This is a genomic window from Longispora albida DSM 44784, assembly GCF_000379825.1.
Classification (GTDB): Bacteria; Actinomycetota; Actinomycetes; order Mycobacteriales; family Micromonosporaceae; genus Longispora; species Longispora albida.
In genome coordinates, this window is the sequence record NZ_KB903825.1 from 87868 (window position 1) to 111985 (window position 24118).

The 24118-nt window shown below is 70.2% G+C and carries 25 protein-coding genes; 6 read left to right on the forward strand and 19 right to left on the reverse strand.

The features are described from left to right. Position 1 precedes the first annotated feature (1 nt). The 8 genes from A3G1_RS0114085 to A3G1_RS0114120 all read right to left on the reverse strand — a co-directional run bounded on the left by A3G1_RS0114085 (position 2) and on the right by A3G1_RS0114120 (position 7836). Positions 2-844, reverse strand: coding sequence for a shikimate dehydrogenase (locus A3G1_RS0114085; protein ID WP_051110532.1), 843 nt, complete (start codon positions 842-844; stop codon positions 2-4). Then, positions 805-1980, reverse strand: coding sequence for an endolytic transglycosylase MltG (gene mltG, locus A3G1_RS0114090; RefSeq protein ID WP_018350121.1), 1176 nt, complete (start codon positions 1978-1980; stop codon positions 805-807). Before mltG ends, A3G1_RS0114085 begins: the two co-directional genes overlap by 40 nt. Beyond that, positions 1981-2454: a Holliday junction resolvase RuvX gene (gene ruvX, locus A3G1_RS0114095; RefSeq protein ID WP_018350122.1), complete on the reverse strand. Its 474-nt coding sequence runs from the start codon at positions 2452-2454 to the stop codon at positions 1981-1983. A 166-nt stretch (positions 2455-2620) separates the two neighbouring features. Further along, positions 2621-5308 carry an alanine--tRNA ligase gene (alaS, locus tag A3G1_RS0114100; RefSeq protein ID WP_018350123.1) on the reverse strand — a complete coding sequence of 896 codons (2688 nt, stop codon included), beginning with the start codon at positions 5306-5308 and terminating at the stop codon, positions 2621-2623. Beyond that, positions 5308-5574: a DUF6167 family protein gene (locus A3G1_RS0114105; RefSeq protein ID WP_018350124.1), complete on the reverse strand. Its 267-nt coding sequence runs from the start codon at positions 5572-5574 to the stop codon at positions 5308-5310. The genes alaS and A3G1_RS0114105 overlap by 1 nt, the downstream gene beginning before the upstream one ends. 3 nt (positions 5575-5577) lie before the next feature. Then, positions 5578-6024 carry a DUF948 domain-containing protein gene (locus A3G1_RS0114110; protein ID WP_018350125.1) on the reverse strand — a complete coding sequence of 149 codons (447 nt, stop codon included), beginning with the start codon at positions 6022-6024 and terminating at the stop codon, positions 5578-5580. 44 nt (positions 6025-6068) lie between these two features. After that, positions 6069-6467 (reverse strand): hypothetical protein, encoded by a 399-nt coding sequence (locus A3G1_RS0114115; RefSeq protein WP_157641136.1) that lies wholly within the window; start codon positions 6465-6467, stop codon positions 6069-6071. Between the two features lie 16 nt (positions 6468-6483). Then, positions 6484-7836 carry a replication-associated recombination protein A gene (locus A3G1_RS0114120; protein ID WP_425411384.1) on the reverse strand — a complete coding sequence of 451 codons (1353 nt, stop codon included), beginning with the start codon at positions 7834-7836 and terminating at the stop codon, positions 6484-6486. An 84-nt stretch (positions 7837-7920) separates the two neighbouring features. On the opposite strand from A3G1_RS0114120, the gene A3G1_RS38575 reads away from it, so the two are divergent. Both A3G1_RS38575 and A3G1_RS0114130 read left to right on the forward strand, forming a co-directional pair. Next, positions 7921-8640, forward strand: coding sequence for a GNAT family N-acetyltransferase (locus A3G1_RS38575; RefSeq protein WP_157641137.1), 720 nt, complete (start codon positions 7921-7923; stop codon positions 8638-8640). 52 nt (positions 8641-8692) lie between these two features. Then, a complete protein-coding gene (locus tag A3G1_RS0114130; RefSeq protein WP_018350129.1) occupies positions 8693-9250 on the forward strand; it encodes a GNAT family N-acetyltransferase in 558 nt (185 codons plus the stop codon). 9 nt (positions 9251-9259) lie between these two features. Here the strand turns inward: A3G1_RS0114130 and A3G1_RS0114135 are convergent, their stop codons facing one another. Then, positions 9260-10078, reverse strand: a complete 819-nt coding sequence (locus A3G1_RS0114135; RefSeq protein ID WP_018350130.1) for an NmrA family NAD(P)-binding protein — start codon at positions 10076-10078, stop codon at positions 9260-9262. 120 nt (positions 10079-10198) lie between these two features. Beyond that, positions 10199-10993, reverse strand: a complete 795-nt coding sequence (locus A3G1_RS0114140; protein WP_018350131.1) for an SDR family oxidoreductase — start codon at positions 10991-10993, stop codon at positions 10199-10201. Between the two features lie 90 nt (positions 10994-11083). On the opposite strand from A3G1_RS0114140, the gene A3G1_RS0114145 reads away from it, so the two are divergent. Then, on the forward strand, positions 11084-11614 hold the full coding sequence (locus A3G1_RS0114145) for a hypothetical protein (protein ID WP_018350132.1): 531 nt from the start codon (positions 11084-11086) through the stop codon (positions 11612-11614). Positions 11615-11678: 64 nt separating this feature from the next. Here A3G1_RS0114145 and aspS read toward each other — a convergent pair whose 3' ends face one another. From aspS to A3G1_RS0114160, 3 genes are all read right to left on the reverse strand, one after another. Beyond that, complete coding sequence (gene aspS, locus A3G1_RS34865; RefSeq protein ID WP_018350133.1) at positions 11679-13421, reverse strand: aspartate--tRNA ligase; 1743 nt, start codon at positions 13419-13421, stop codon at positions 11679-11681. Between the two features lie 83 nt (positions 13422-13504). Then, a complete protein-coding gene (gene hisS / locus A3G1_RS0114155) occupies positions 13505-14818 on the reverse strand; it encodes a histidine--tRNA ligase (RefSeq protein ID WP_018350134.1) in 1314 nt (437 codons plus the stop codon). A gap of 12 nt (positions 14819-14830) precedes the next feature. Beyond that, on the reverse strand, positions 14831-15526 hold the full coding sequence (locus A3G1_RS0114160) for an MBL fold metallo-hydrolase (RefSeq protein ID WP_026212124.1): 696 nt from the start codon (positions 15524-15526) through the stop codon (positions 14831-14833). 175 nt (positions 15527-15701) lie between these two features. Here A3G1_RS0114160 and A3G1_RS0114165 point away from each other — a divergent pair, with 175 nt between their 5' ends. The 3 genes from A3G1_RS0114165 to A3G1_RS0114175 all read left to right on the forward strand — a co-directional run bounded on the left by A3G1_RS0114165 (position 15702) and on the right by A3G1_RS0114175 (position 18379). Next, entirely contained in the window at positions 15702-16544 is an 843-nt protein-coding gene (locus tag A3G1_RS0114165; RefSeq protein ID WP_018350136.1) for a peptidylprolyl isomerase, read from the forward strand. 21 nt (positions 16545-16565) lie between these two features. Then, a complete protein-coding gene (locus A3G1_RS34870) occupies positions 16566-17426 on the forward strand; it encodes a peptidylprolyl isomerase (protein WP_018350137.1) in 861 nt (286 codons plus the stop codon). 101 nt (positions 17427-17527) lie between these two features. Then, positions 17528-18379: a nucleotidyltransferase domain-containing protein gene (locus tag A3G1_RS0114175; RefSeq protein WP_018350138.1), complete on the forward strand. Its 852-nt coding sequence runs from the start codon at positions 17528-17530 to the stop codon at positions 18377-18379. 11 nt (positions 18380-18390) lie between these two features. Here the strand turns inward: A3G1_RS0114175 and A3G1_RS0114180 are convergent, their stop codons facing one another. From A3G1_RS0114180 to secF, 6 genes are all read right to left on the reverse strand, one after another. Further along, the gene (locus A3G1_RS0114180; RefSeq protein WP_018350139.1) at positions 18391-18663 is read right to left on the reverse strand and encodes a hypothetical protein; all 273 of its coding nucleotides are present in this window, start codon (positions 18661-18663) and stop codon (positions 18391-18393) included. A gap of 4 nt (positions 18664-18667) precedes the next feature. Continuing rightward, the gene (locus A3G1_RS0114185) at positions 18668-18940 is read right to left on the reverse strand and encodes a hypothetical protein (RefSeq protein ID WP_157641138.1); all 273 of its coding nucleotides are present in this window, start codon (positions 18938-18940) and stop codon (positions 18668-18670) included. A gap of 20 nt (positions 18941-18960) precedes the next feature. Beyond that, positions 18961-19620, reverse strand: a complete 660-nt coding sequence (locus tag A3G1_RS0114190) for a GDSL-type esterase/lipase family protein (protein ID WP_018350141.1) — start codon at positions 19618-19620, stop codon at positions 18961-18963. Positions 19621-19863: 243 nt separating this feature from the next. Continuing rightward, on the reverse strand, positions 19864-22275 hold the full coding sequence (locus A3G1_RS0114195) for a RelA/SpoT family protein (RefSeq protein WP_083936929.1): 2412 nt from the start codon (positions 22273-22275) through the stop codon (positions 19864-19866). Between the two features lie 74 nt (positions 22276-22349). Next, positions 22350-22895, reverse strand: coding sequence for an adenine phosphoribosyltransferase (locus A3G1_RS0114200; RefSeq protein WP_018350143.1), 546 nt, complete (start codon positions 22893-22895; stop codon positions 22350-22352). A gap of 61 nt (positions 22896-22956) precedes the next feature. After that, positions 22957-24117, reverse strand: a complete 1161-nt coding sequence (gene secF / locus A3G1_RS0114205) for a protein translocase subunit SecF (RefSeq protein ID WP_018350144.1) — start codon at positions 24115-24117, stop codon at positions 22957-22959. Position 24118: the final 1 nt, after the last annotated feature.

A 24118-nucleotide genomic window follows, 5' to 3' on the forward strand; every position in this document is an offset into this window, starting at 1 on the left:
GCTAGCCTCGGGCGAGGACCGCAGCGTCCAGGGCCGTGCGCATCTGCTCGCGCGGGGCCGGGAGGCCGGTGAAGAGCTGGAACTGGCCGTACGCCTGGGCGGCCAGCAGGTCCAGCCCGCTCACCACCTGGCAGCCGGCGCGCAGGGCCGAGGCGGCCAGCGGGGTCGGCCACGGGTCGTAGAGCACGTCGAAGACGACCGTCTCGGGGCGGAGCTGGAAGTTGTCCAGGCCGGCCGTGCCCTTCGGTACCGTCGAAATGATCACGTCGGCGCTGGCAGCCTCCCGGACCTCCTCCCAGGAACCGGTGACCATCGGGACGCCCATGCGCGACGCCAGCGGCAGCAGGGAGTCCACGGCGGCCTGCTCGCGCCGCGCGAAGACCGTGACCCGCGCACCGAGCACGTAGGCGGCGCTCAGCGCGGCCTTGGCCGTACCGCCCGCGCCGAGGATCGCGACGTCGCGGACCTGGAAGCAGTCCACGTCCTGCAACGCCGACACCATGCCCGGCGCGTCGGTGTTGTCCGCGTAGCGGCGGCCGTCCCGCAGGACGAGCGTGTTGGCCGCGCCGAGCAGCTGGGCCAGCTCCGAGACCTCGGTCGCCACCGGCAGGGCGACCTCCTTCAGCGGCATCGTGAGCGACAGCCCGGCCCACTCTGGGCCGCAGCTGTCCACGAAGGACGCCAGATCCGGCTTGTCCACCTCGAAGGCGCCGTAGCTCCAGTCGAGCCCCAGGGCGGCGTAGCCGGCGTTGTGCAGCACGGGCGACAGGGAATGGCTGATCGGGCAGCCGAGGACCGCGGCTCTCACTTGCAGGCATCCCCCGACAGCACGCCGGCCTGGCATGCCTTGCGGATGTTGGCCCGGTGCTCGTCGTCGGTGACCGCGAAGGCCGAGTGGCCCTCCTTGTCGACGGCGACGAAGAAGACCCAGTCACCGGGTGGCGGGTCCATCGCGCCCTTCAGCGCGGCCGAGCCCGGGTTCGAGATGGGGCCGGCCGGCAGGCCCTTGCTGCTCGCCCCGGTGTTGTACGGGTTCTTGGTGTCGTTGAGCTCCGCCGCGGTCAGGTCCGAGGAGCTCTTCGTCGGCTTGCCCTGCTTCTCCAGCCAGTAGTTGGCCGTCACGTCGAACTGGAGGGGCATGTTCTTCTTGTACGCGCGGTTGTACGCCACCCTGGCAACCTTACCCAGGTCGTCCACATTGCCCGACTCCACCTGGGCCAGTGAGGCCACGACCAGCGCCTCGAACGGCGAGATCTTCCGCTCGTTCTGCACCTTGTTCAGGAAGTCCAGCGCCTCCATCTCCTGGTTGAACCGGAAGATGATGGCCTTGAGCACCGACTCCGCGGTGAAGCCCGGCTCGAACTCGTAGGTGTCCGGGAACAGGAAGCCCTCGATCGACTTCTCGACCGGCTTGCCGTCGTTGCGCTTGAACCAGAAGTCCGGCACGCCCAGCGCCACGGGATCGGCGATCAGCGCCTTGTAGTCAGCGACGGGGATGCCGGTGGCCTTCGACAGCGCGTCGAGCGTGCCGCCGATGGTCAGGCCCTCGCGGAGCGTCACCTTCGTCGTGATCTTGTTCTTGAGGTCCAGCAGCATCGCGAGCGCGTCCTTGGCCCGCATCTGCTTGCGTACCTTGTACGTCCCCGGCTGGATCTTGGTGCTGTCCGGGTTCTCCTTCGCGGCGTTGACGAAGGCCTTGGCGCTCTTGACGACGTCGGCGTGCATCAGGTTGTTGCCGATGTCGGCGATGGACTCGCCCTTCTTCACCTTCACGCTCGTGTCGGAAGAGCCAGCTGTCTCGTAGTCCGGCACGGCGAAGAAGTCACCGAGCTTGTTCGCGCCGTACCAGGCGCCGCCGCCCAGCGCGCCGAGGATCACGACGACCAGGATCATGGCCAGGCCGCTACGGCCCTTCTTCCGCCGCCTGCGGTGCCGGCCGGGATCGACGTCCTCGTACACGAGCTCCAGGTCGTCCATCATCTACAGCCGCCTCCGCGCGTCCAGGTATCCCTGAAGGATCTCGACCGCGGCCGCCTGATCGACGACCGCTCGCTGACGCCTCCCCTTGACGCCTCGCTCGGCGAGCCTGCGGCCCGCCACCACCGTCGACATCCGCTCGTCCGCGAAGACGACGCCGATGCCCGGCAGCCTTTCCGTCAATCGGGCAGCGTACTGCCGGACGGCGGCAGCCGCGAGCCCCTCTTTCCCGTTCAGTGCCACCGGGAGGCCGACAACGACCTCTATTGCCTCATATTCGGCGACAATCTGGGCGATTTCCCCAATTTCGGCACCCCCCTCGGGGTCCCTGCGCAGCGTGACCAGCGGAGTGGCCAGGATGCCATCGGGATCGGAGCGCGACACCCCGACCCGGACGTTCCCGACGTCGATCCCCACCCGGACCCCGCGCCGCCACTCAGCGGCCGTCACGCGCCTGCCCCTCTCGATCGCAGTCACGGCACCAGAAGCAAGTCTGCTCCCCCGGCACCGTTCACGAGCACCGAACCCCCGGCACAGCCCGTACCCGGGCGCGGCCACGCTGCCAGCAGGCTAGCGGCACCAGCCCCGGTGCGCAGCATCCGGCCGGCCCCGTCACCAGGGCTGACCGGATGCGTCGGACATGTCAGGCGCGGTCGCCGACCAGCTTCTCCACGGCGGCCAGCAGCGCACCAGCCTGCTCGGCCGGGAGGCCACCACCCTGGGCCAGATCGGGGCTGCCGCCGCCCTTGCCGGACAGCGCGCCCTTCACCAGGTCGCCGGCCGACAGGCCCAGCTCCTTGGCCTTCGCGTTCACCGTGATCACGATCGAGGCCTTACCGCCGGCCTTCGCCGTGATCGCCACGACAGCCGGACGGGCCGGGTCGATCTTGCCCCGGACATCCTGGGCGAGCGTGCGGACATCGCCTGCCCCGGTACCCTCCGGCGCCTCAGCCCCCACGAAGGCCACGCCCCGGACATCCCTGGCACCGGCGGCGAGCCCGCCGGAGTTGGCCAGCACCATCTGGGCGCGCAGCTTCTCCAGCTCGCGCTCCGTGTCCTTGAACTGGGCCACGAGCTGCGTCACCCGGTCGCCGAGCTGGTCGGACGGCACCTTCATCAGCTCGGACAGGCGCAGCACGAGGTCGCGCTCGCGGGCCAGGTACCGGAAGGCCTCGATGCCGACCACGGCCTCGATCCGCCGCGAGCCAGCGCCCACGGACGACTCCCCGGTGACGGCCAGCGGGCCGATCTGCGCCGAACGGTCGACGTGCGTGCCACCGCACAGCTCACGCGACCACTCGCCGCCGATCTCGACGACCCGGACGTCCTCGTCGTACGTCTCGCCGAACAGCGCGATCGCGCCGATCTCCTTGGCCTTCGCCAGCGGCATCACGTTCGCGGTGACGGCGAGGTCCTTGCGGACGGCGAGGTTGGAGACCTCCTCGACCTCGCTGCGCGTCTCGGCCGACAGGCCACCGCGCCACGAGAAGTCGAGCCGCAGGTAACCCGGCCGGTTGTACGAGCCGGACTGCAGCGCCGCCGGGCCGAGCACCTGCCGGAGCGCGGCGTGCACCACGTGCGTGCCGGAGTGCGCCTGCCGGGCGCCGACCCGCCACTCGGGGTCGACGGCGGCGTGCACCTTCTGGCCGACGTGCAGCTCACCGTGCAGCACGCGTACCTGGTGGGTGACGAGCTTCTTCACCGGCCGCTGGACGTCGAGCACCTCGGCCTCGACCGAGTCGCCGGCGATCCGGCCGGCGTCGGAGTCCTGGCCACCGGACTCGGCGTAGAACGGGGTCCGGTCCAGGATCACCGTGACGATCTCGCCCGGGGCGGCGTGCCGGGTCGGCAGGCCGTCCTTCAGCATCGCGAGGACCGTCGAGTCCGTCTCCAGCGTCGAGTACGCCAGCCAGTCCGTCGGGCCGTGCTCGTCGAGTACCGAGCGGAAGGCCGACAGGTCGGCGTGACCGCTCTTGCGGGCGGCGGCGTCGGCCTTGGCCCGCGCGCGCTGCTCGGCCATCAGGGAGCGGAAGCCCTCCACGTCGACCGTCAGGCCCTGCTCGGCGGCGATCTCCAGGGTCAGGTCGATCGGGAAGCCGTACGTGTCGTGCAGCTGGAACGCCTTCGTCCCGGCCAGTGCCTGCCCGCCGGCCTGCTTGGTCTCGGTGAGCGCGAGGTCGAGGATCGTGGTGCCCTGCCGGAGGGTGGACAGGAAGGCGTCCTCCTCGGCGTAGGCGTACTGCGAGATGCGCTCGAAGTCGCTCTCCAGCTCCGGGTAGCTCGGGGCCATGCAGTCGCGGGCCACCGGCAGCAGGTGCGGGAGGGCCTGGCCCTCGAAGCCGAGCAGCCGGATCGAGCGGATCGCCCGGCGGATGATCCGGCGGAGCACGTAGCCCCGGCCCTCGTTCGACGGGGTCACGCCGTCGCCGATCAGCATCAGGCCGGTGCGGACGTGGTCGGCGATCACGCGCAGCCGCACGTCGTCGGGGTGCGACTCGGAGGCGATGTGGCTCTTGGAGAGGCCGTACCGCCTGCCGGTCAGCTCCTCGGCCTTGGTGATCAGCGGGCGGACCTCGTCGATCTCGTACAGGTTGTCGACGCCCTGGAGCACCGAGGCGATCCGCTCGAGGCCCATGCCGGTGTCGATGTTGCGGGAGGGCAGCTCACCGAGGATCGGGTAGTTCTCCTTGTCCGAGCCGGCACCGCGCTCGAACTGCATGAAGACGTTGTTCCAGACCTCGAGGTAGCGGTCCTCGTCGACGGCAGGGCCGCCCTCCTGGCCGTAGGCCGGGCCGCGGTCGTAGTAGATCTCCGAGCACGGGCCGCACGGGCCGGGGATGCCCATCGACCAGAAGTTGTCGGCCTTGCCCCGGCGGACGATCCGGTCGAGCGGGAGGCCCACCGACGTGTGCCAGATGTCGATGGCCTCGTCGTCGTCGAGGTACACCGTGGCCCACAGCCGCTCGGGGTCGAGCCCGTAGCCGCCGTCGGCGACGGACTTGGTGAGCAGGTCCCAGGCCATCGGGATCGCTTCGGCCTTGAAGTAGTCGCCGAAGGAGAAGTTGCCGTTCATCTGGAAGAACGTGCCGTGCCGGCTGGTCTTGCCGACCTCGTCGATGTCGGGCGTCCTGATGCACTTCTGCACGGAGACGGCACGCGGCCACGGGGCTGCCTGCTGACCCAGGAAGTATGGGACGAACTGCACCATGCCGGCGTTGATGAACAGGAGGTTGGGGTCCTCGATCGCCGGCAGGGGTGCGCTGGGCACGACCGTGTGCCCGTTCGCCTCGAAATGGGCCAGGAACCGGCGCTTAATCTCCGCGGTCCGCATCAGTAGCCGTCGCTCTCTTCTTCCACATAGTCGGTGATCAGCGCGCCGTCGGCGAAGGCGGCGTGGATCTCCGCCTCGCGCTCGGCCGCGCCGTTGCGTACGTCGTCGATAAAGCTACGGACCTCGCCCAGCAGGCCGCCGGCCGAGTCCCCGATCTGCCCGGCGATCCCCTTCGGGGTGAAGGACTCGGCGGTCTGGGTCAGCTTGCGGATCACCAGCACGCCGATCCCGACGCCGATGCCCAGCCACAGCACCCGCTTGAACATGGCCTACCTGCCCTTCCGGCGTGCCTTCATCTCCTCGCGGACCTCGCGTTCCTCCGAGTCGTGCCTCCGCTTGGCCGTGGCCTTGCGGAACCCGTAGCCGAGCGCGGCCACCTTGACGATCGGGTTGGACGCCGCGGCCGTGACGACGGTGGCCAGGTTGGCCACGTTCGCCGTGACGTGCGAGGCGTGACTCGTGATCGTGTCCACCTTGGCGAGCTGCACGTTGACGCCGTCCAGCGTCGTCTGCACCTGGCCGAGGGCCACGTTCACGTTGTCCACTGTGGTGTTGACGTTGCGCAGCAACGGGCCGGTGCGGTCCGTCATGTCGGTCAGCGCCCGCGTCGCGGCGTCGACCGTGTGCCGCAGCCGCAGGATCGGAACCGCGAGAAACGCGACCAGCGCGACGAATGCCACCGCCGCGATCAGCGCCGCGACCTCTCCGTACGACACGGGTGTCCCCCTTCGTGACAAACCTACCGCGCAGAACCCTATCGCTACTCCCCTGCCGACACGACGACGGTCAGGGTAGTGGCGACGACCGTGTCGGCCCGGCCGTCGTTCGCGCTGGCCTTGAACGTGACCAGCAGGTCGCTGCCCGTCCAGCAGCCCTCCTTGGCCGCCTTCTTCCCGCAGACCGGGCCCTCGTCGTGGAACTTCCAGCCGGCCCGGTCCAGGGCCTGCGCGTAGGCGACCTCGGCCTCCGGGCCGCTCTTGGGCAGCTTGAGGTATGTCCGGACGAACTTCCCGTCCTCGGTCTTGTCCGACGGCTCGGTGAACCAGTCGGGCACCTTGACCTTGGCGAGGGCGTCGTCGGCGCCGCCGACCCCGCCGCAGCCGGTGAGCGCGAGGGCAGCCACCAGCAGGGCAGGGAAGATCATGGATCGTGTACGCACCGGGATTCCTTCTGCGTTAGCTGTGGCTGTTGCGGGGCTGTTCCGAGCGGATGATGGCCCGGAGCTTGTCCAGCCGCTCCGCCACGGCACGCTCGGAGCCGTGGCCGGACGGGCGGTAGTAGTCGCGGCCGAGGGCCGGGCCGGGGGCGTACTGCTGGCTGAGCACGCCCCGTGGGTCGTCGTGCGGGTAGCGGTAACCCGCGCCGTGCCCGAGGCCCTTGGCCCCGGCGTAGTGGGCGTCGCGGAGGTGGGCGGGGACGGTGCCGGTACGCCCGGCCCGCACGTCGGCCATCGCCTCGTCGATCGCGACGATCACCGCGTTGGACTTGGGCGCGGTGGCCAGGTGGATGACGGCCTGGGCGAGGTTGAGCCGCCCCTCCGGCAGGCCGATGAACGCGACGGCCTCGGCCGCGGCGACCGCGACCTGGAGTGCGACCGGGTCGGCCATCCCGATGTCCTCGCTGGCGAAGATGACCAGCCGCCGGGCGATGTACCGGGGGTCCTCCCCCGCCACCAGCATCCGGGCCAGCCAGTGCAGCGCGGCGTCCACGTCGGATCCGCGGAGGCTCTTGATCAGCGCGCTGGAGATGTCGTAGTGCCCGTCGCCGTCGCGGTCGTACCGCACGGCGGCCACGTCGAGGGCCTGCTCGATGGTCGCGAGGCCGATCTCGCCGTCGGCGGTGCTGGCCGCGGCCTCCAGTGCCGTGAGTGCCTTGCGGACGTCGCCGCCGGCCAGCCGGACGAGGTGGTCGCGGGCTTCGGGGCTGAGCGTGACGGTGCCGCCGAGGCCGCGCTCGTCGGTCAGCGCCCGGTCGACGAGCTTGCCGACGGCCGTCTCGCCGAGCGGGCGGAGGGTGAGCAGCACGCATCGGGACAGCAGCGGCGACACGACCGAGAAGTACGGATTCTCGGTGGTCGCGGCCAGCAGCGTGACCGTGCGGTCCTCGACGGCCGCGAGCAGCGAGTCCTGCTGGGTCTTGGTGAAGCGGTGCACCTCGTCGATGAACAGGACGGTGGCCTTGCCGGAGCGCCGCCGGTCGGCGCGGGCCGCGTCGATCACGGCCCGGACGTCCTTGACCCCGGCGGACAGCGCCGACAGCGCGACGAACTTGCGCTGGGCCGAGCGCGCGACGAGGTGCGCGACGGTGGTCTTGCCGCTGCCCGGCGGCCCCCACAGGATCACCGACATGGGCGAGTCCCCGGTGACGAGCTGGTGCAGCGGGGCACCGGGCGCGAGCAGGTGCTCCTGCCCGACCAGCTCCGCGAGGGTCCTCGGCCGCATCCGCACTGCCAGCGGCGCGCCGGGCGGCACGTCGGCGAAGCTGTCGCCGCCCTCGCCGGGCCCCGAGAGATCGAAGAGCGCGTCCACGCCGCAGACCCTACCGGCGGGGTGGGACACAAGCACGTATGTCCGGTTCACGGTGACGCCAGTCACGGCGATACGGTGTGGACCGTGACCCCAGAGATCATCGAGGGCCGCGCGGCCATCCTCGCCGCCCGCTACACCCCGTATCTCGCGTACTCGCTGCGCGACGACGAGCACGCGAGGGCCTACGTGGCGGACGGCGCGGTGCTCGCGATCGCCCAGGACGTCCACGAGGCCGATCCGGAGGGTCAGGCGCTCGGCGACCCGGTGGTCTGCCGGGCGCTGTACGAGTACGCGATCGCCGAGGGCGCGCTGCGGCCGGGGTGCTGGACCAGCAGCCCGCACGGTACCGGGCTGGCCCTGGCAGGCAAGGTCCACGAGTGGGACTTCAAGTGGACGACCGCGCCACCGAAGCTCCGTGCGGGCGAGGAACTCGTCGAGGTCACCACCGACGCGGACGGCATCAACGAGGTGCTGGACCTGGCCCTGCCGGAGAGCACGGCCCGGCCGGGGAGCGCGCACGTCCGTGCCTGGTACGGCATCCGGGCCGCCGGTGGCGAGCTCGTGGCCGTGGCCGCCGACGTGAGCCGGAACGGGTTCGGGACGATCTCCGGCATCGGTGTGCGGCCCAGCGCGCAGGGCCGGGGGCTGGGCGCGGCGATCACGGCAGCCCTGACCCGCATGCACCTGGAGGAGTTCGGCTTCGCCTCGCTCGGGGTGTACACGGTGAACGCCCCGGCCATCGCGATGTACGAGAGGCTCGGCTACTCCCCCGGCGACTCCCGGGTCTCCGGCAAGCTGGCCTGAGAGGTCAGTAAACCGGTCTGACACCGGTACCCGGCTGCTCTACGATCCGGCCATGCCGGATGTGATCTTCGAGCGCTGGGTACCGTCCACTGCGGACACTGAGGAACTGGCCGATCTGCTGTCCGGCGAGGAGTGGCCGTTCCACGTGACCCGGTCGGTCAGCCGGGAACGGGTGCTGCGCCTGGCCGCCACCGGGTACTACGACAGTGCCGAGGCCCGCTCGTTCTGGATCGTGGCGGACGGGAAGCGCTCGGGGCTGGTCCGGTTGATGGACCTCGGGGACGACATCCCGATGTTCGACCTGCGGCTCGTGGCGGCAGCCAGGGGGCAGGGCACGGGGCTGGTGGCCGTGCGGTGGCTGACCGGGTACCTGTTCACGGAGTACCCGGCCATCACCAGGGTCGAAGGCACGACGCGGCGGGACAACACGGCGATGCGCCGGGTGTTCGGCCGGGCCGGTTACGTCAAGGAGGCGCACTACCGGCAGTCGTGGCAGGGCCAGGGCGGCGAGCTGCACGACACGATCGGCTACGGCATCCTCCGCGCCGACTGGGAGCACGGCACCACGACCGCGATCACCTGGGACGACGAGCCGGCCGGCGAGCCCTGACCTGCGGCGTCAGCGGAAGCTGGAGGCGTACTCGGCTGCCCAGCTCGCGAAGTCCCTGGCCGGGCGCCCGGTGAGCCGCTCGACGTTGCCCGTGACGGTGTACGCCGAGGCGGGCGGGTTCTTCGCCCAGCTCGCGAGGAGGTCGACGAGGTCGGGGGCGTGGCCTGCCCGCTGCCAGCGTTCGCGGGCCTGGTTCTCGGTCAGCTCGGTGAAGACCAGGTCACGGCCGATGGCCTCGCCGAGGATGGCGAGCTTGCGGCGCGGGCTGAGCGCCTCGGGGCCGGTCAGCGGGTAGGCCTGCCCGCTGTGGTCCTCCCTGACGAGCAGCGCCGCCGAGGCCGCGCCCACGTCGGCCTCGTGCACGGCCGCGCTGAGGACGTCACCGAAAGGTTCACTGATCCCGCCGGTGGCCTTGATCGAGGCCGCCCACGAGAGCGTGTTGACCATGAAGTCCGGCGGCTGGAGAGAACTCCAGGGCAGGCCGCTGGCCGCGATGGCCTCCTCGACCGGGCCGGGATCGCCGTTCCACAGCACGACGACGCGCTGGACTCCGGCCCGCTTGGCCAGGACGGCGATGTCCGGGCCGGTCCTCAGCGTCGCGTAGCCGTCGCCGCCCTGCACCACGAGGTGCACGCCGGTCACGCCGTCGAAGGCCCCGGCGAGCGAGGCCGGGTCGGTCAGGTCGCCGCCCACGACCTCCACCTCTGGCGGGAGGTTCGCGCTCGCCGGGTCGCGGGTCAGCGCCCGGACTTTCTCCCCCTTGCGCAGCAGCTCGGCCACCACGTGCCGGCCGGCCCTGCCGGTCGCTGCGGTTACCAGGTACGTCATGAGTTCCCCCAGGATCAGGTCCGGTGTGGACGTTCCCGAGGCTATGCACCGGGCCGGGCAGTGCCATCGGACCGGAGACCGGAGGGCGGCTGCGACCTTGGTCCTAGGACCAGCTCCCGGTCAGACCAGCTCGGAAACGCCGCGCAGGCGGGTCCGGAGCAGCGCGCGGGCCCGGCTCGTGTCCAGCACGACCTCGCCCGGGCACGCGAACGGCGCCGGGCCGCCCTTCAGGGCCGCCGGGTCGATGCCGAGGCGGGGGGCGAGGGCCACGCCCAGCTCGTAGCGGCTCATGGCCTCCGGGCCGGCCACGTTCAGCACACCGGAATAGTCCATTGTGGCCAGTTCGAGGACCGCCGCCGTCAGGTCGGTCACGTGGATCGGCGAGCGCAGTTCCTCCGTGAAGAGAATGCCCTGGCCAGCCGCCACCGAGCGGATCACTCGCTCGTGCGAGCTGTCCCCGTCACCGATGATGAGCGAGTTCCGCACGATCGCCGCCTCCGGGCGCAGGGCGCGCACGACCGCTTCGGCTGCTGCTTTTGCCGCGCCGTACGGGTTCACCGGGGAAGGCAGATCCTTTTCCGTGTACGCCTCAGCGCGCCCGCCGAACACCGCGTCGCTGGACACGTGCACCAGCCGGGACGGCCCGCACGCCTTGGCGACGCTGGCCGTACCGTCCACGATCACCGGCCAGCTCGACTGCACGAAAGCCGTGTGCACCACGGCATCCGGCCGCACCTCGGCCATCACGGCCGCCACAGCCGCCTCGTCGAGGATGTCGAGCCGCCGCCACTCCGCGCCCGGCACGTCAGCCGGGCTGGTCGCGTAACAGCCCGTCACGCGGTACCCGGCGGCGACGGCCAGCCGGGCCACCCGCGAGCCGAGGAACCCGCTGGCCCCGGTGATCAGCATCTTCATGGTCCGAAAGGGTACTGCCTCCGGCGGCCGCCCCGTGTCACACTCGACAACCATCGATCCAGTACGACTCACGGGGAAGGCACGCACACGGTGGAACCGGAAGAGGAAGTCACCCAGGAACAGTCCAGTGTGGAGACACCGGAGACACCGGAGCAGCCGGCACCGCCGCGTACCCGGCGCCTGCCGGTGATTCTCGGCGTCGTCTCTGTCGCGCTGCTCGTCTTCGGCGCGGTGATGACCACGCTGTACGTGTCGGGCGCCAGCGACGCCCGCCGGGACAGCGCGGCGATCAGCCGGCAGTCGGGCGAGATCGAGACGCTCAGGAAGCAGAACACCGAACTCCAGCAGCGGGCCACCACCGCCGAGGGCAAGGTACCCGACGCCAAGGGCTACGACCTGATCAAGGCGTGCGTGCGCGACACCGCCAGCCACCAGCGGTCGGTCGCGGAGTTCTTCAAGCAGGTCCAGGCGAACCCGCCGAGCATCAGCCCCGGCGGCCAGATCACCCTGCCCCCGGGCGTCACACCACTCCCGGAAGGCGCCACGGTACTCCCGCCGGCCGCGCTCACCGCCCCGCCGCCGATGGGGAACTGCGTCGAGGCCGAGAAGCACCTCAAGTAAGAGGGCGATGCCCCCGGCGGCCAGTGGCTGCCGGGGGCATCTCACGCGGGTACGAAGAAAGAAATCAGGCCTTCTTCGGCGGGCCGTCCACGCCTGCCTCGGCACGCTGCTGTGCCGTGATCGGCGTCGGGGCGCTGGTCAGCGGGTCGTAACCACCACCGGACTTCGGGAAGGCGATGACCTCGCGGATCGAGTCAGCGCCGGCCAGCAGCATGCACACCCGGTCCCAGCCGAACGCGATGCCGCCGTGCGGCGGCGGGCCGAACGCGAACGCCTCCAGCAGGAAGCCGAACTTGTCGCTGGCCTCCTCCTCCGAGATGCCCAGCAGGTCGAACACCCGGCGCTGCACGTCACCCGAGTGGATACGGACGCTGCCGCCGCCGATCTCGTTGCCGTTGCAGACGATGTCGTAGGCGTAGGCCAGCGCCCGGTCCGGAGCCTCCTCGAACTTCGGCTCCCACTCCTCGTTCGGCGAGGTGAAGGGGTGGTGCACGGCCGTCCAGCCGCCCTCGTCCGTCCTCTCGAACATGGGAGCGTCGACCACCCAGCAGAACGCCCAGGCGTCCTCGTCGACCAGCTTCGCCCGCTTGGCGATCTCGATCCGGGCCGCGCCGAGCAGCTCCTGCGAGTGGCGGCGGTCGCCGGCCGCGAAGAACACCGCGTCGCCCGGCTTGGCGCCGGCCGCGTCGGCCAGGCCGGCCAGGTGCGCCTCGGACAGGTTCTTGGCGACCGGGCCGCGCGCCTCGCCGGTCTCGGCGTCGAACAGCACGTACGCCAGGCCCTTCGCGCCGCGCTGCTTGGCCCAGTCCTGCCAGCCGTCCAGCTCCTTGCGGGTCTGGGTGGCACCGCCGGGCATGACGACCGCGCCGGTGTACTCCGCCTGGAAGACCCGGAACTCGGTGCCGGCGAAGTAGCTGGTCAGCTCGGTCAGCTCCAGGCCGTAGCGCAGGTCGGGCTTGTCGGAGCCGTACCTGTCCATCGCCTCGTGCCAGGTGATCTGGGGCAGCGGGCGCTGGATCTGGTGGCCGGCCAGGTCACGCCACAGCGCCTCGACGATGGACTCGCCGAGCTCGATCACGTCCTCCTGGGTCACGAAGGACATCTCGATGTCGAGCTGCGTGAACTCGGGCTGGCGGTCGGCGCGCGAGTCCTCGTCGCGGTAGCAGCGGGCGATCTGGTAGTACCGCTCCATGCCCGCCACCATCAGGAGCTGCTTGAACAGCTGCGGGGACTGGGGCAGCGCGTACCAGGTACCCGGCTTCACCCGCACCGGCACCAGGAAGTCGCGGGCACCCTCCGGAGTGGACCGGGTCAGGGTCGGCGTCTCGATCTCGACGAAGTTGCGGTCGTCGAGCAGGTTCCGTGCGATCTTGCTGGCGTCCGAGCGCATCCGCAGCGCCGCGGCCGGGCCGGAGCGCCGCAGGTCCAGGTAGCGGTACTTCAGCCGCGCCTCGTCGCCCACCTCGACGTGCTCGTCGATCGGCATCGGCAGCGGGGCGGCCTCGGACAGGATCACCAGCTCGGAGACGTTCAGCTCGATCTCGCCGGTGGCCAGCTCCGGGTTGTCGTTGCCTGCCGGGCGGCGCTCGACGGTGCCGGTGACCTTGACGCAGTACTCGTTGCGGAGCTTGTGCGCGTCCTCCGACGAGGAATCACGGAACACCGCCTGGACGAAGCCGGAGGCGTCCCGCAGGTCGATGAAGATCACCCCGCCGTGGTCGCGGCGCCGGGCTACCCAGCCCGCCAGGGTCACCTGCTCGCCGACGTGCGCGGCGCGCAGCGTGCCGGCCTCGTGGGTGCGGATCACTTCAGTTCTCCTTAGTCCGATTTCTCGCCCTGAATTCTCGCAGCCGGCCCGCCCATGACAACGGGCGGGCCGCTGCGGGGTGACTATCCGACGACCGGATACAGGTCGGCGGCCGGCGGCGTCCACTGTGCCGGGTCCGCGGCCGCCTGCTCGCCCGAGCGGATGTCCTTGACCTGCTGCTCGGCGCCCGGGAACCACACGAACGGGATGCCGCGCCTGTCCGCGAACTTGATCTGCTTGCCGAACTTGGCCGGGGCCGGGGCCACCTCGGTCGCGATGCCCCTGGCGCGCAGGGCGGCGGCGATCCGGTTGCACTCCGGGCGGTCATCCTCGGCCGGCAGCGCGACGAGCACGCAGGTCGGCGTCGGGCGGCTGACGCTCAGCGCGTTCTGCCCGAACAGCACGCCCAGGATCCGGCTGACCCCGATCGACAGGCCCACGCCGGGGAAGGTCTCGTCGCCCAGGCTGGCCAGGTTGTCGTACCGGCCGCCGGAGCACACCGAGCCGAAACGCTCCCGGCCGGCGATGAAGGTCTCGTAGACGGTACCGGTGTAGTAGTCCAGGCCCCTGGCGATCCGCATGTCCGCGACCAGCAGGCCCGGAGCGTGCTCACGGCCGGTCTCGATCACCGTGGTCAGCTCGGCCAGGCCCTCGTCGAGCAGCGGGTCGGAGACACCGAGCTTCGCGACGGCCTCGGCGAACGAGCCGTCCTCCGCGGAGATCTCCGCCAGCGCCAGGCACGCCTTAGCCTGCGCCTCGGTGGCACCGGCCGTCTCGGCCAGGAGTGCCGCGACCTTGTCCGGCCCGATCTTGTCGAGCTTGTCGATCGCCTGGATCGCTGCCATCGGATCGGCCAGGCCGGCACCCCGGTAGAAGCCCTCGGAGAGCTTGCGGTTGTTGACGTGCATCTTGAACGTCAGCGGCAGCCCGGCCAGCGCCTCCGCGATCACCACGGGCAGCTCGGCCTCGTAGTGGTTCGGCAGGCCGTCACGGTCGATGACGTCGATGTCCGCCTGGTAGAACTCGCGGTAGCGGCCCTCCTGCGGGCGCTCGCCCCGCCAGCACTTCTGGATCTGGTACCTGCGGAACGGGAAGTTCAGCTTGCCGGCGTTCTCCAGCACGTACCGTGCGAACGGCACGGTCAGGTCGAAGTGCAGGCCGAGGCCCGAGTCGGTGGCGTCGGCCGCGTCAGCCTGGAGCCGGCGCAGCACGTACACCTCCTTCGAGGTCTCGCCCTTGCGCAGGAGCTGGTCCAGCGGCTCGACGGCCCTGGTCTCGACCGGGGCGAAGCCGTGCAGCTCGAAGGTCCTGCGGATCCGCTCGATGAGGGACTGCTCGATCAGGCGCTGGGCGGGCAGCCACTCGGGGAAGCCGCTCAGCGGGGTGGGACGGGTCATGCTGGTTACTCCTCAGAATCCTGTGCGCCGGGCTTCGATGGCGCCATCCCCGCCGAACCGCAGGTAGGGATTGGCAGCGCGCTCGCGCCCGATGGTCGTGGAGCCGCCGTGGCCGGGCAGGCACACCGTCGCGTCGCCGAGGCCCAGCACCCGCTCGCGCAGGCTGGCCGTCATCGTCGCTGGGTCGCCGCCCGGCAGGTCGGTGCGCCCGATCGTGCCCTCGAACAGGACGTCGCCCGTGAAGCACACGGGACCGTCCTCGCCGCCGAGGGTCCGGTACAGCACCGACCCGCCGGTATGGCCAGGGACATGGTCGACCACGAACTCGACGCCGGCCAGCTCCAGCCGGTCGCCGTCGGCCACCTCGCGCAGGTCCCCCGGCTCCGCGTACGGGCCGCCGGCCGCGGCGAGCTGGTCCAGGCTGATACCGAGGCCCATCGTGGGGTCCTTCAGCAGGCCGAGGTCGGCCGGGTGCACGTACACCGGCACCCCGTGCTCCTCACCGACGGCGGCCGCCGACCAGGCATGGTCGAAGTGGCCGTGGGTCAGCAGCACCGCGACCGGGGTGAACCGCTGCTCGGCGAGCAGCGCCCGGAGCTGGTCCAGCACCCCGATGCCCGGGTCGACGACCACGCACTCGCCAGCCCGGGCGGAGATCACATAACAATTCGTCCCCAGGGCTGCCGCGGGAAACCCGGCAATAAACACGAAAGATCCTTATGTCAGCGCTACCGACTGCTGCGTAGAGCCTAACGGCTGCGCTCAGCCAGGCTCACGCAGATACAGGCTGACCTAGTACCCTGGCGAACCGGCCTGACCTTACACTCGGGCGGATGTGACGTACGGCACGGGAACCCGTGCCCTTTTGGGGAGGGGAGCACCAGTGGCTTCCAGCAGGGACCGGCAGCGCCAGCTTGCCAGAGAGAAGCTCGAACGGCAGACCGTGAGGCGCGCCGAGCGGGTCCGCCGCCGCCGGCAGGTCAACGCCGGCGTCGCCGCTGGCGTCGCGCTGCTGGTGATCATCGGAGGCGCGCTCTGGTACGGCGGCGTCTTCGACCCCAAGCCCGCCAAGCCGGCCGCCGCGGGCGACTGCTCCTGGCTCCCCAACAACTCGGGCAACAGTGTCATCGACACCGGCAACCCGCCGGCCTCCGGCATGGCCAAGACCGGCGTCGCCCCGATGGAGATCACCACCAACCTCGGCGTGATCAAGTCGGAGCTCGACCTGGCCAAGGCCCCGTGCGCCGGCGCGAGCTTCGCGCACCTGGCCGGCAAGCAGTTCTTCAACAACACCAAGTGCCACCGGCTGTCCACCTCGGAGCTGTTCCTGCTCCAGTGCGGCAGCAAGAACGGTGACGGTTCGGGTGAGCCGAGCTACCAGTACAGCAGCGAGTTCGTCCCGCAGGCGGGCGCGCCTTCGCCGTCGGCGACCGGTGAGCCGCAGGCCCCGTCCGGCAAGGCCAGCTACCCGGCCGGCACGATCGCCCTGATGAACGCCGGCGCCGGTACCAACGGCAGCCAGTTCGTCATCTTCTACAAGGACACCCTCGCCAGCGCCGCCTACGGCATCGTCGGCAAGGTGACCAGCGGCCTCGACCTGATCTCCAAGGCCGCCGAGGCCGGAGCGGTCAACCCCGAGGGCAAGGCGATCGGCGACGGCCGCCCGAAGACCGAGGTCACCATCCAGTCCCTGACCGTCGCGAAGCCCACCCAGTCGGCGACCTGAGCCACCCGAGGAGTTAAGTCCGTGACCTCCAACCGCGAGCGCCAGCAGCGGGAAGCCGCCCGCCAGAAGCTCCAGGCCGAGATGACCGTCAAGGCTGAGGCCGCGCAGAAGCGCAAGCAGCTCCAGACCGGCATCGGCGCGGCTGTCGCCGTCGTCCTCGTCGTCGCGCTCGGCGTGTGGGGCGGGATCGCCCTGTTCGGCAAGGACAGCAAGAAGCCCTCGGCGCAGCCGAGCACCGAGCCGGGTGCCTGCCAGTACAAGGACTCGGAGCGGCCGGGCACCCGCCAGGTCGGCAAGCCGGGCAAGGAGAGCGAGGCCCCGGGTGGCGGTACCCGGGTCATGACGCTCAACACGAACCTCGGCAAGGTCGAGATCGAGATGGACGCGACCAAGGCGCCCTGCACGACCGCGAGCTTCACGCACCTGGCCGAGAAGAAGTACTTCGACGGCACGAGCTGCCACCGCGTCGCCAACGACCCGCCGATGCTCCAGTGCGGCGACCCGGCAGGCAACGGCTCCGGCGGCCCCGGCTACCAGTTCGCCAACGAGAACCTGCCGAAGGGCAAGGCGACGCCGTACCCGAAGGGCACCGTGGCGATGGCCAACGCCGGCCCGGACACCAACGGCAGCCAGTTCTTCATCATGCACAAGGACAGCACCCTGTCGGCGGACTACACCGTCCTCGGCAAGGTGATCACCGGGCAGGACATCGTCGACCAGGTCGCAGCGGCCGGTGACGACGGCTCCAACTCGGCCGGCGGCGGCAAGCCGAAGAAGGACATCTCCTTCACCTCGGTCACCGTCAGCCCCGTCAAGCCCCCGGCCGGAGTCCCCTCGGGCACCCCGAGCAGCCCGGCACCGGCCCCGACGGCCTCCTCCTGATCCAGTAACGCGAAGCGGCCCGTCCCATTCCGGGACGGGCCGCTTTCCGTACCGGCGGAATTCGATGGACGGCGCGGCTCCCCGGCCGGTATGACTGCCGCGTGACGGGACACAGCAGCTGGCGGCGGCGGATCGCGGAGACCTTCGCCCTCAGGTACACCGGGCTGCCCCAGGTCGTGGCCGTGCTCCTGGCCGGCTCGGTGGCCCGGGGGCTGGCCGACCGGTGGTCGGACATCGAGCTGATGGTCTTCTGGGCCTCCGCGCCGGACGACGCCCTGCGGCGCGAGCTGGCCGGCCCCGGGGCCGAGGTACACGACTACGACGAGGACAACGCCGAGTGGTCCGAGGACGTCCTGGTCAACGGGGTCGAACTCCAGACCAGCCACCGCACGGCCACCCAGGCCGAGTCATGGATGGACGCCGCCGTCACCGGCCACGACCCGGACCTCGTCAAGCAGGACATGATCGCGCTCATCCGCTACGGCGTGCCGCTGTCCGGAGCTGACCTCGTCGCCAGCTGGTGTGCCCGCACCGATGTCTACCCGGCGGCCCTCTCCCTGGCCATGATCCGCGAGCACCTCGGCTTCCGCACCGCCTGGCACCGCCGCAAGCTCGCGGACCGGGGCGAGCTGGTACCGCTGCACCGGGACCTGACCGAGACCGCCGAGCGGCTGTGGCTGGTGCTGTGCGGCCTGAACCGGGTGTGGTTCCCCCATCTCGGCTACAAGTGGCTGCCAACCGGCCTGCCCCTGGCGCCCGACCGCTACGCGGACCGGCTCAGCGAGCTCCTCAGCGCTCCGCCGCACATGGCTGCGGGGCTCGCCGACGACCTGATCGCCGAGACCCTGCACCTCGTCGACACACACTTCCCCGAGGCTGGCGCCGCCGAGGAACTCCGCTATCTCCACTCGACCCGCCCCGTCTGGGACGCACCCCCGCCAGACCTCCCCTGAGAGCGTCGCGGCTACTCAGCCTCGACCGGGGGCCTGCCCACGTCACCGAGGGTGTCCAGCAGCCGCTCACGGGCCGCGTGAAGCCGCTCGCCGTAGTCCGGCATGAAGATCTCTGGGAGCGTGGTCTCCAGATTCCCCGAGATCACGTACATCGGCGACCACACTGCCCGGTCCTCGTTCACCAGGCTGTCGAACGCGGCGGTCCCCATCATCCGGTCCAGCCAGTCCGACAGCACCAGCGCCTGGTCCCGGCTCAGCCGGATCACGAACTCGTCCCCCGTCATCCGTTCACCTCGTCCTGCCACAGCACCCTGCGGGCGTCTTTCGTTCCAAGTTCCTCCAGGCCGCACCTGGCCCACGTCCGCAGCTGCTCGTCAGTGCCGTGGAACTGCTCGACGCGTCGCCCAGCAGCTCCAGCAGCCACCAGCACCGGCCCGGGTCCTCCCGCTGAGCACGGCGGAACTCCGCGACCAGCTCCAGCACGAACTCACCAGCCCGGCCCGACAGGTCGTGGAAGGCGTCCTCCCACACCTGGGGATCGCGGCTGTCCAGGTCCCGCATGAATCGCCGGAACGTACTGCTCACCCAGCCACAGCCCGCGCGACGAGCGCCGCCACCGCCGGGTGGGAGTCCAGGCTCAGATGCATGCCGTCAGCCCCCGGCCTCCCTGCGGTGCTCACGTCCGCGAACTCTACGCCCAGCTCAGCTGCCAGTGCCCGGTACGCCGCCGGAAGCTGCCGGACCTTGGCGAGGATCTCGGGAGCGTACTGGGCCGGGACGAACTCGTGGAAGTCCGGCTGGGACTCGTCGAGATCGGTCGGCCCCAGCAGGATGATGCGGGGCTCGACGGCCTCCTGTCCTGCCACCCAGGCCCGGATGTCGCCGACCAGGCGGCCCACAGCGGCCACGATCTCCGCCACCGGCCTCCCGAACTGGGGCTTGCAGTCGTTGGCCCCGAGCCACAGCACGACGACGTCGAGCGGGTAGTGGCTCTCAAGGCAGGGAATCAGGTAGGCACGACCACTGCGACCCGGGCGGCCACCCTCCTCGTCCAGGTCCGTCGTCCGGCCGTTGAGTCCTTCCTCGATCACGGAGTACCCGTCGCCGAGCAGTTTCTGGAGCAGCCCCGTCCACCGCACGTCCACCGGCCACCGCCCCCGGTCGACATCCTCGGCCCGCTGCCCGTACGTGTTCGAGTCACCGAAACAGAGAACCCGGATCGCATCAGGATTGACGTCCATCGAGCCATACTAGGCACGGCTCATCCACTTTGGACAATTGATCACCCCGGCACACCGGCCGTCACCCGCCCAGCCACGTCACCAGTACAAAATCAATCTCTTGATCTTTAGTCTTCTGATCTTGATTTAAGGCGCGGTGGCCCGCTGAGCGGAAATCTGATCGCAGGAAAAAACGCCCTAGTACTGGTGTACTTGGGCGTTTTTTCTGCGCAGCTCAGATTTTCGCTCAGCGGGTCGGCACAATCACGCGCCGGAGGTTACGCGATAGGCGTCGTACACGCCGTCAACGCCACGTACGGCCCTCAGCAGGTGCCCCAGGTGCTTCGGGTCGGCCATCTCGAACGTGAAGCGGCTGACGGCCACCCTGTCGCGTGTCGTGGTGACCGTGGCGGACAGGATGTTGACCTTCTCCTCCGACAGGACCCGGGTCACGTCGGCCAGCAGCTTGTGCCGGTCGAGCGCCTCGACCTGGATGGCGACGAGGAACGTCGAGCCTGCGCTCGGCTTCCAGGTGACCTCGACCAGGCGCTCGGGCTGGCTGCGCAGGTCGTCGGAGTTGACGCAGTCCTGGCGGTGGACGCTGACGCCGCCGGAACGGGTCACGAAGCCCATGATCTGGTCGCCGGGCACCGGGGTGCAGCACCGGGCCAGCTTGATCCACACGTCGGAGACGCCGTGGACGACGACACCCGGGTCGTACTGGCCGCGGCTCTTCGGCATGCGGGTCGGCAGCGCCGTCTCGGCGACGTCCTCGACCAGGCCTTCCTCGCCGCCGTAGCCGGCCACGAGCTTCTGGACGACGGACTGGGCGGAGACCTGGTGCTCGCCAACCGCCGCGTACAGCGAGGACACGTCCTGCAGGTGCAGGTCGCGGGCGATCGTGGTCAGCGCGTCGAGGGTGAGCATCCGCTGGAGCGGCAGGCCCTGCTTGCGCATGGCCTTGGTGATCTGCTCCTTGCCGTCCTCGATGGCTTCTTCGCGGCGTTCCTTGTTGAAGTACTGCCGGATCTTCGTCCGGGCGCGGGGGCTCTTGACGAAGCCCAGCCAGTCCTGGGTGGGGCCGGCCGTGTCCGACTTGGACGTGAAGATCTCGATCACGTCGCCGTTGTTGAGCGAGCTTTCGAGGGGGACGAGCTTGCCGTTGACCCGCGCGCCGATGCACTTGTGGCCGACCTGGGTGTGCACGGCGTACGCGAAGTCGACCGGAGTCGAGCCCTTCGGCAGGGCGATGACGTCACCCTTCGGGGTGAAGACATACACCTCCTGGCTCGACAGGTCGTAGCGCAGCGCGTCGAGGAACTCGCTCGGATCGGCCGCCTCGCGCTGCCAGTCGAGCAGCTGGCGCAGCCAGGCCATCTCGTCGATGTGGGCCGGCGGGCCGACGATCGTCGCGCCCTTCGTCTCCTTGTACTTCCAGTGCGCGGCGATGCCGTACTCGGCGGTGCGGTGCATCGCGTACGTCCGGATCTGCATCTCCACCGGCTTGCCGTTCGGCCCGATCACGGTGGTGTGCAGCGACTGGTACATGTTGAACTTCGGCATCGCGATGTAGTCCTTGAACCGCCCCGGCACCGGCTGCCAGTTGGCGTGGATCACGCCGAGCGCCGCGTAGCAGTCCCGGACGGTGTCGACCAGGATCCGCACCCCGACCAGGTCGTAGATGTCGGAGAAGTCCCGGCCGCGGACGATCATCTTCTGGTAGATCGAGTACAGGTGCTTGGGCCTGCCGGTCACGCTCGCCTTGATCTTCGACGTGCGCAGGTCGGTGTTGACCTTCTCGGTGACCTGGGCCAGCAGCGCGTCCCGCTGGCCGGAGTGGTCGAGCACGAGCCGGCGGATCTCGTCGAACCGCTTCGGGTACAGCGTGCCGAAGGCCAGGTCCTCCAGCTCCCACTTGATCGTGTTCATACCGAGCCGGTGGGCCAGCGGGGCCAGGATCTCCAGGGTCTCGCGGGCCTTCTGCTCCTGCTTGGCCTGCGGGAGGAAGGTCAGCGTCCGCATGTTGTGCAGGCGGTCGGCCAGCTTGATCACCAGGACCCGGGGGTCCTTGGCCATCGCCACGACCATCTTCCGGATCGTCTCGGCCTTCGCCGCGTCGCCCAGCTTGACCTTGTCCAGCTTCGTCACGCCGTCGACCAGGAGCGCCACCTCGCCGCCGAAGTCGCGGCGCATCTCCTCCAGGGTGTAGGAGGTGTCCTCAATCGTGTCGTGCAGCAGCGCCGCCACGAGCGTCGTGGTGTCCATGCCCAGGTCGGCCAGGATCGTCGCCACGGCCAGCGGGTGCGTGATGTAGGGGTCGCCAGACTTCCTGTACTGCCCCGTGTGGTGCTGCGAGGCCACGTCGTAGGCCTGCTGGAGCAGCCGCACGTCGGCCTTGGCGTGGCTGGCCCGGTGCGTGGCGACCAGCGGCTCCAGGACCTCACGGACCTGGGTGCTCTGCCACGGCGCGTTGAACCTGGCTAAGCGGGCCCGGACGCGGCGGCCGGTCGGCACACTGCCCAGACCCGGCCGGACTCCCGAGCCGCCTTCCTCGGGCAGCTCCGGCTCGTCAGCTGGCGGGACCACGTGCAGGCCTGGTCCACGGGGCGGCTCCGGCGCACGTGAGCCCGCCACGGGGGAAGTGACGTCGCTCGACAATCGTCCGCTCCTCGCCACGAGATGTCTGGGGACGCTTCATCGTAGCCCTTCAGCCCGTTCCCCCACCGGGCCTCGGCTGCGACCAGTAAACCCTAAACGGTCAGCAGGGCATGCACCGGGCGGGGGGCCAGGCGTTCCCTGCCGTCGAGGAAGCCCAGTTCCAGGACGACGCTGAAGCCGCTGACCACGCCACCGGCCCTGGTGATCAGATCAAGAGCAGCTCCGGCCGTACCCCCGGTGGCCAGCACGTCGTCCACCACGAGCACCCGGGAACCCTCGACCAGGGCGTCGGTGTGCACCTCGAGCGTGGCCTGGCCGTACTCCAGGTCGTAGGCTGCCGAGTGCACCGCGCGGGGCAGCTTGCCCGCCTTGCGGATCGGCACCACACCGCGCTCTGTCGCGTACGCGATGGCCGCGGCGAGCACGAAGCCCCGGGCCTCGATCCCGGCGACGACGTCGAAACTGCCCGCCCCGTGGTACGCGATGATCTCGTCAACGACGGCCCTGAACAACGGCCCGTCACCGAACAGCGGGCTCAGGTCCTTGAACAGGATCCCGGGCTTCGGGAAGTCCGGCACGTCGGCCACCCGGCTCGCGACCAGGCGGGCGACCTCGGGTCCACTGTCACCGCTGAACATCGGTCAATCCTCTCAAAACGCGGAAGCCCCCGCCGGGGCGGGGGCTTCACATCGGACGTGCCTAGCGCTTGCGCTGCTTACCGGGACGGCCCTCCGGCCGCTGGCCCGGACGCGGGGCGGTGTACGCCCCGGCCATGCTCACCGTCGCCGGAGTGTCGCCGTCCTCGCTGTACTCCTCGCCGGCCTTCTCCGCCGCCGCACGGGCCTCGGCCCGCTGCTTGACGACGCTCGCCCGCTTGGCCAGCACCCGCTCCTTGTGCGCCTTGAACCTCGGGTCCATCTCCTTGAGCGCCACCAGCACCGGGGTCGCGAAGAAGATCGAGGAGTAGACCGCGACGCCCATGCCGATGAAGAGCACGAGGCCGAGGTCCTTGAGCGTACCGGCGCCGAGCAGGCCGGCCCCGATGAACAGCAGGCCACCGACCGGCAGCAGGGCGACGAGGCCGGTGTTGATCGACCGCATCAGCGTCTGGTTGACGGCCAGGTTCGCCGCCTCGGCGTACGTCTGCCGGGTCTTGCCCAGGATGCCGTGCGTGTTCTCCTGGACCTTGTCGAACACGACGACCACGTCGTACAGCGCGAAGCCGAGGATCGTCAGGAAGCCGACCACCGTGGACGGCGTCACCTCGAAGCCGACCAGGATGTACACCGTCGCGGTGAGCACCAGGTCGAGCAGCAGCGAGGCGACCGAGGCGATCGCCATCTTCCACTCGAACCGGATCACCAGGTACCCGATGACCAGGACCAGGAAGATCGCCAGACCCAGCAGGGCCTTCTTCGTCACCTGGTCACCCCAGGCGCCGGAGACCTGGCTGTCGGAGACCTTGCCCGGGTCGATCTTGAACTTCTCGGCGAGGGCCTGCTTCACCTTGAAGGTGTTGTCGGCCGTCTTGAGCTTGCTCGTGCGGATCTCGTAGTGGCCCTCACCGCCGGTCAGGCTGCGGACCTTCTGCACGGCCGAGACGGTGCCCTTCGGGTCCACGGCCTTCACCGCGTCCTCGGTGGCCTTCTGGAACTCCGAGACCGAGCCGACCGAGGCCGGCACCTTGAACTTGCTGCCGCCGGTGAAGTCGATACCAGCGGTGAAGCCCTTCAGCCCGAAGCTCAGGGCCGCGAGCACCAGCACAGCCAGCGCGACCGAGAACCAGACCTTGCGCTTGCCGATGATGTCCAGCCCCGCGTCACCGCGGTAGAGCCGGGTAGCGAGACCGTGACCGCTCACG

Excerpts from the sequence above, each read along its gene's own strand:
- mltG (WP_018350121.1), bottom strand. The coding sequence starts at position 1,980 with ATGATGGACGACCTGGAGCTCGTGTACGAGGACGTCGATCCCGGCCGG.
- alaS (WP_018350123.1), bottom strand. The coding sequence starts at position 5,308 with ATGCGGACCGCGGAGATTAAGCGCCGGTTCCTGGCCCATTTCGAGGCG.
- A3G1_RS0114140 (WP_018350131.1), bottom strand. The coding sequence starts at position 10,993 with ATGAAGATGCTGATCACCGGGGCCAGCGGGTTCCTCGGCTCGCGGGTG.
- A3G1_RS0114200 (WP_018350143.1), bottom strand. The coding sequence starts at position 22,895 with ATGTTCAGCGGTGACAGTGGACCCGAGGTCGCCCGCCTGGTCGCGAGC.
- A3G1_RS0114105 (WP_018350124.1), bottom strand. The coding sequence starts at position 5,574 with ATGTTCAAGCGGGTGCTGTGGCTGGGCATCGGCGTCGGGATCGGCGTG.
- A3G1_RS0114085 (WP_051110532.1), bottom strand. The coding sequence starts at position 844 with ATGCCAGGCCGGCGTGCTGTCGGGGGATGCCTGCAAGTGAGAGCCGCG.
- A3G1_RS0114190 (WP_018350141.1), bottom strand. The coding sequence starts at position 19,620 with ATGGACGTCAATCCTGATGCGATCCGGGTTCTCTGTTTCGGTGACTCG.
- A3G1_RS0114130 (WP_018350129.1), top strand. The coding sequence starts at position 8,693 with ATGCCGGATGTGATCTTCGAGCGCTGGGTACCGTCCACTGCGGACACT.
- A3G1_RS0114135 (WP_018350130.1), bottom strand. The coding sequence starts at position 10,078 with ATGACGTACCTGGTAACCGCAGCGACCGGCAGGGCCGGCCGGCACGTG.
- A3G1_RS0114180 (WP_018350139.1), bottom strand. The coding sequence starts at position 18,663 with ATGACGGGGGACGAGTTCGTGATCCGGCTGAGCCGGGACCAGGCGCTG.
- hisS (WP_018350134.1), bottom strand. The coding sequence starts at position 14,818 with ATGACCCGTCCCACCCCGCTGAGCGGCTTCCCCGAGTGGCTGCCCGCC.
- A3G1_RS0114185 (WP_157641138.1), bottom strand. The coding sequence starts at position 18,940 with ATGCGGGACCTGGACAGCCGCGATCCCCAGGTGTGGGAGGACGCCTTC.